Below are 3,580 nucleotides of genomic sequence, written 5' to 3' on the forward strand. Positions count from 1 at the left end.
GATATACCTCTTTCTTAACTATGCTTATTTTACCTCATATTTTCGAGATCCTTAACAGGTTCTTACACCTTTTGAGTTTATATCTTTACAGTGGACAAAATCTCCTGAATTGTTCATACTAAATCCACACCATCGCACTCTGGGACCATGCACCCCCTGTGTTTCGTAATATTATACAATCAAATTGATAAAAGCTGTATTATCTCCTTGCAGCATTAAGTGTATATTTTTTGCTATTTTTTCCACTAAGGGAGTAACATTATCAAAATTTGAAAATTTTGATAACACATAATCTGCTAAGCTTCTTTGATCTTCAGGTCTACCCACTCCAAATCTCAAGCGCCAATAATCGTTGCCAATAAAACTATCTATGGATTTAAGTCCATTATGTCCAGCAGAACTACCACCTTTCTTTACTTTTATTCTTCCAAGTTCCAAATCAGCGTCATCATGTATGACAACGATATTATCTAGCGATAATTTGTAAAAGTTTCGTATTTTTGCAACAGGGATGCCTGAATTATTCATAAATGAATAAGGCTTTATTAACATGATTTTATTATCATTAATCATGCCAGAGGTTGTCAGATAATCGGCTTTTTTAGAGAACAACTGAAAACCCCAATATTTGCAGATTGCATCAACGGTGACGAAGCCGATATTATGATGAGTTAGCTCATATTGACTGCCAGGATTACCAAGCCCAACTATCAGGTGCACTATTCCTCTGTTTCTGCTTGAGGTTCTTCAACGTCACTATCGGCAGCAGAAATTGTAACAATGGTAAAATTTTCTTCTTCATGAGCTACAAACTTAACACCTTCTGGTAATTTTACATCATTAATATGTATAGACTGGCCAATCATTTTACCGGATAAATCAACTTCAATAACCTGAGGTATTTTATCAGGAGAGCATTTAACAGCAATAGAACGACACAAAACATTAAGCACTCCACCTAATTTGATTCCTGGAGCTTTACTTTCATTCACAAATGATAGAGGTATGTCTATTTTAATTTCACTGCCTTTATCAACAAACTGAAAATCAACATGTTGCACAGTATCCTTTACTACATGCAGTTGGATATCGCGAACAAGAGCATATTCCTTTTTGCCCGAAATATTCAGCTCTATCAAATGTGCGGAAAGAGAGCCTGACTTATATTGCTTTGTGAATTCCTTTGCAGACAATGTCAAATTTACATTATCATGGCCCTTTCCATATATGATTCCAGGGATGTTTCCTTTCTTCCTTAGAGAATGCATCGCTTTCGTTTTTGTTATATCACGTAACTCTGCATTAATTGTTACTATTTCCTGTTGCGTCATCGGTTACTCCTATTCAGCTAATCCTTTTAATATAATTTAATAATAATATAACATAAAAATATTTATTTCAAACTTCATTCTTTCATACTAATTGTTTGTGAAAGGATTTATTTAGATATATATTTAAGCTTATTTAACAAGAACTATGGGCATTGACGATAAAGTAGTTTTTAGGATTTATAGACCAACAAGAAATGCAACACAATCTGGTTTAGGTAATACAAATTTCTGGCACCTGAAAATTGAATCTGGCTCTTACTACATTGAACCTTTAATGGGGTGGGTTGGCTCAAAAGATCCAAAAAAACAGATTGTATTAAAGTTTGATTCTCTTGAAAAAGCAGTATTCTACGCAAAAAAACGCAACGTTAAATACATAATTGAAATGCCAAAAAATGTTAAGAGGCTGCCAAAATCTTACGCAAGCAATTTCATACTAAAGTAAGTTGCACAACAAATGGTGTTATGCAAGTAGCTGACACTGCTCTCCTTTGTCGTCCCAGTGCCCAGACACTGGGATCCAGGAATTTTATTAAGTTGGTAAGCATAAAAATAGCTGTTTTACGTTAAAATACAATGTTTTTGATGATTATGGAAAGACTGGATCCCAGTGTCAAGCACTGGGATGACACCATTTGTTGTAAACTCACTTTTACTCTATGGTCTTGTCGCTATCCTGAACGGATACAAAGTAAGTTTTACTGTGATGTGCTCATCTGTAAAAAATAAGACTTAATCTCACTGTTGATCATGGATTTTAAGTTGTGCTAGCACACTGCGGCCATTTAAAGAGTCAAGATTTTTAACCTGGCTAGCCAGTATTAAAGAGTTATTTTTCAGGTATTTCTTTACAAGGCTTGCAAGTCTTTTTGGATTATTCAAATAGCTCCACTCTGCTTGTAAAACTTTTATATCACTTTGTACTAAATTAATTTCACTTTTCATTTTTATTAGCTCTCTATTTAACGACTGAACATGTAATTTTACCTTAAATAGTCCTACAATGCTAAGAAAAAACATAACTATTGAGATGATGCAGAAAGTTCTCACGACAACCTCTGTATAGCTCTTAGTTTTGCTGAGCGTGAACGCGGATTTGCACTTACTTCTTCTATACTTGCTTCGATCACTTTTTTACTTAGCAGAGAGAATGTCTTGCAATCAGTAGCACATAAATCTTTAAAAAAAGTTTTGACTATACGATCTTCTAAGGAATGAAAGGTGACAACAATTAATTTGCCACTCTCACTTAAAATCTCAGATGCAGCTTTAATACCCTTTTCAAGTTCTCCCAGCTCATCGTTTACCCATATTCTGATTGCCTGAAATGTTCTGGTTGCAGGATCAATTTTGCTTTTTCCACGAAATACCACGGAACGTACAATATCCGCAAGCTCAAATGTAGTTTTAATAGTTTTCTTCTTCCGTGCATTTATTATTGCTCTTGCAATTTTGCGAGAATGACGTTCGCCTCCGTAGTTATATATAGTATTTGCGATTTCTTCTTCGCGTAAAGCGTTAACAAACGTTGAAGCGTTTATATAAGAAGAGTTATCCATACTCATATCGAGTGGACCATCATGTAAAAATGAGAACCCTCTATCTCCGTTATCAAGCTGCATAGATGAAACTCCGATGTCAAAGACCACTCCATCCACTCCGTTTGATGTCATTCCAGCGTGTGACCAGTTATTTTTTCCAGTATCAAGTACTGGGATGACAGGAGATGGCTCAACGCTGCTTAGTATACTTTTAATATTACTAAACTTCTCAATGAATAGTTTTATTCTATCTGGATATCTAATGCTTAAATCATCATAAAACTTAGTTACCGTTTCATCTCTATCAATTGCATATACTTTGCAATCAGCTGACTCCAATACTGCTTTGCTATACCCTCCAGCTCCAAATGTGGCGTCCACATATATACCACCATCCTGCGGTGATAGTAGTGATAGCATCTCTTTTAGCAAAACTGGAGTGTGTGTCATATCAAAAAATTTAAGTACAGTTGGTGTAGATATCCTACTCTACTCTACTCTTCACATCAATTTTATTTATGTACATAGATTTTCTTGCCAAAATATGGTATCTTATCGGAATATATGAGCAATAATATTAAAATTAAGGTTTAATATTGTTAATATAATATTCACATAACGTTCACATTTTTTTTTATATATAAGAACCTGTTAAGGATCTCGAAAATATGAGGTAAAATAAGCATAGTTAAGAAAGAGGTATATCTA

General features: G+C 34.4%; 5 protein-coding genes and 1 pseudogene. 2 read left to right on the forward strand and 4 right to left on the reverse strand.

Annotated elements, in window-relative coordinates; all coding sequences use genetic code 11:
- Positions 1 to 61: 61 nt before the first annotated feature.
- Positions 62 to 169: pseudogene (locus tag OZD63_RS05610) on the forward strand (IS481 family transposase); the annotation flags it as partial.
- Positions 170 to 171: 2 nt separating this feature from the next.
- Here the strand turns inward: OZD63_RS05610 and pth are convergent.
- Both pth and OZD63_RS05620 read right to left on the reverse strand, forming a co-directional pair.
- Complete coding sequence (gene pth / locus OZD63_RS05615) at positions 172 to 720, reverse strand: aminoacyl-tRNA hydrolase (RefSeq protein ID WP_275008339.1); 549 nt, start codon at positions 718 to 720, stop codon at positions 172 to 174.
- Positions 720 to 1,331 (reverse strand): 50S ribosomal protein L25/general stress protein Ctc, encoded by a 612-nt coding sequence (locus OZD63_RS05620; protein WP_010962412.1) that lies wholly within the window; start codon positions 1,329 to 1,331, stop codon positions 720 to 722. The genes pth and OZD63_RS05620 overlap by 1 nt, the downstream gene beginning before the upstream one ends.
- Before the next feature lie 145 nt (positions 1,332 to 1,476).
- Between OZD63_RS05620 and OZD63_RS05625 the strand changes: the two genes are divergently transcribed.
- On the forward strand, positions 1,477 to 1,776 hold the full coding sequence (locus tag OZD63_RS05625) for an NADH dehydrogenase ubiquinone Fe-S protein 4 (protein WP_274979451.1): 300 nt from the start codon (positions 1,477 to 1,479) through the stop codon (positions 1,774 to 1,776).
- Between the two features lie 293 nt (positions 1,777 to 2,069).
- Here OZD63_RS05625 and ftsL read toward each other — a convergent pair whose 3' ends face one another.
- Both ftsL and rsmH read right to left on the reverse strand, forming a co-directional pair.
- Positions 2,070 to 2,381 (reverse strand): cell division protein FtsL, encoded by a 312-nt coding sequence (gene ftsL / locus OZD63_RS05630; protein ID WP_274979452.1) that lies wholly within the window; start codon positions 2,379 to 2,381, stop codon positions 2,070 to 2,072.
- Positions 2,378 to 3,322, reverse strand: a complete 945-nt coding sequence (rsmH, locus tag OZD63_RS05635) for a 16S rRNA (cytosine(1402)-N(4))-methyltransferase RsmH (RefSeq protein ID WP_275008341.1) — start codon at positions 3,320 to 3,322, stop codon at positions 2,378 to 2,380. Before rsmH ends, ftsL begins: the two co-directional genes overlap by 4 nt.
- Between the last annotated feature and the right edge of the window lie 258 nt (positions 3,323 to 3,580).

It is taken from the genome of Wolbachia endosymbiont of Drosophila leontia, from assembly GCF_028981785.1.
GTDB lineage: Bacteria > Pseudomonadota > Alphaproteobacteria > Rickettsiales > Anaplasmataceae > Wolbachia > Wolbachia pipientis.

Coding starts and splice junctions, on each gene's coding strand:
- OZD63_RS05625 (WP_274979451.1), top strand. CDS start 1,477: ATGGGCATTGACGATAAAGTAGTTTTTAGGATTTATAGACCAACAAGA.
- OZD63_RS05620 (WP_010962412.1), bottom strand. CDS start 1,331: ATGACGCAACAGGAAATAGTAACAATTAATGCAGAGTTACGTGATATA.
- rsmH (WP_275008341.1), bottom strand. CDS start 3,322: ATGACACACACTCCAGTTTTGCTAAAAGAGATGCTATCACTACTATCA.